Raw genomic sequence first — 1,418 nt, 5'->3', positions numbered from 1 at the left:
CAATACTTTAAATTTGACGGCGAAAAATTTACGATAGAGAGTAAAATAATTCATTGCGAGCCCGGTAAAATTATAGAGGAGTTAGTCGCGCCCTCTAGCGCGCAGGGGCTTTGATGGGTACCGTGATGCTTGGCGGGTGCGCTAAATTTTAAGGCGCGACAAAATTTCAAATTTTAGGTGCGTAAGATTTCGGCCGCGGAATTTTAAAATTCTAAATTTTAAAACGTAGAATTTCAAGGCGCGGAATTTTAATTTCAGAATTTTAAATTTTGCGGTGCTGCGAGTTACAAATTTAATCAGACGGTGCGTCATACGATAGCGCCAAAATGCCGCATATGGCGCTTCGCAGAAATTTTCTCGCGACGGCGCGCGTGGCAAACCGCCGAAATTCTACCGCAACGATATGTGCGGCAAAATATAGAAATTTTATCGCAGCAATACGCGCGACGAAGCATGCGGCAAGCTACGGAAATTTTACCGAGGCAGCACATGCGACAAACGGCGGGAATTCTACAAGATCGCAGTTTATCGCGCGTCACAAAAATTCTATTGCTTCGGCATATGCAGGGCGCCGAGATCGCCTCTGCTCAGACCATGAAAGCTCTATTGCTTCTGCATACACCGCAAGCTGAAATATCGCGCACAACAAACCGCAAAAACTCCGCTGCGACGCAGCGAGTAGCAAGCCGTAGAAATTTTATCGAGATCGCGCGCATGATGAACCATCAAATCCATGCTGAGAACAACAAAACCTTCACCGAGAGCCGTAAAATTTCCAACAAAAGCTGCCGCGAAATCTCCGCCAAAAGAGGCGCCGCGCGATGAAGCAGACAGATCCGCTAAGGCGCAAAATCAAGCAGATCGGCATCGCGCTGTGCTTCTCAAGCTTCGGCGCGCTGTGTATGATAGGCAACCTGCTCTTTCTCCCGGTAGCGCTACTGAGGCTAAACCGCATAGGCGCCGTGCGAAATTTCGTACGCGATTTTATAATGATCTCGTGGCGCATATTTTTGCTGCTCGCGCGACTTTACGGCAGTATCGGCGTAAGCTGGCGCTGCAAGTTCCCGCCCGGCGGCACTCTCATCATCGCAAACCACCCCAGCCTGCTTGACGTGGTGATCTTTTTAGCTCACGTGCGGCGCGCAAACTGCGTAGTCAAGGAAAGCCTGTGCAAAAACCCCTTCCTCTCCGCCGCCATCGCAGCCGCGGGCTACATCCCAAACACCGGCTCGGAAGCGATGATAGATGCGTGTCGCAGCGCCCTTGAGCGAGGAGAAAGCCTAATCATCTTCCCCGAGGGCACGCGCACTGCGGATCGCATCGCCATGCACAAAGCGGCGTTTTACATCGCGATAAATTTCGCAAAAAACATAAACTGCGTTGCGATAAAAATGGATCCTAAAAGCCTAAAAAAAGGA

2 protein-coding genes are annotated in these 1,418 nt (G+C 50.0%); both read left to right on the top strand.

The window, feature by feature from the left end; translation table 11 throughout:
* The first annotated feature begins 489 nt into the window (after positions 1–489).
* Entirely contained in the window at positions 490–825 is a 336-nt protein-coding gene (locus Q0256_RS02550; protein ID WP_297959767.1) for a hypothetical protein, read from the top strand.
* On the top strand, positions 822–1,418 hold a 597-nt coding region (locus Q0256_RS02545; protein ID WP_297959765.1), incomplete at its 3' end, for a 1-acyl-sn-glycerol-3-phosphate acyltransferase. The genes Q0256_RS02550 and Q0256_RS02545, both read left to right, overlap by 4 nt.

Source organism: uncultured Campylobacter sp., from assembly GCF_937949835.1.
Lineage (GTDB): Bacteria > Campylobacterota > Campylobacteria > Campylobacterales > Campylobacteraceae > Campylobacter_B.
This window is presented reverse-complemented; position numbering and strand designations above follow the sequence as displayed.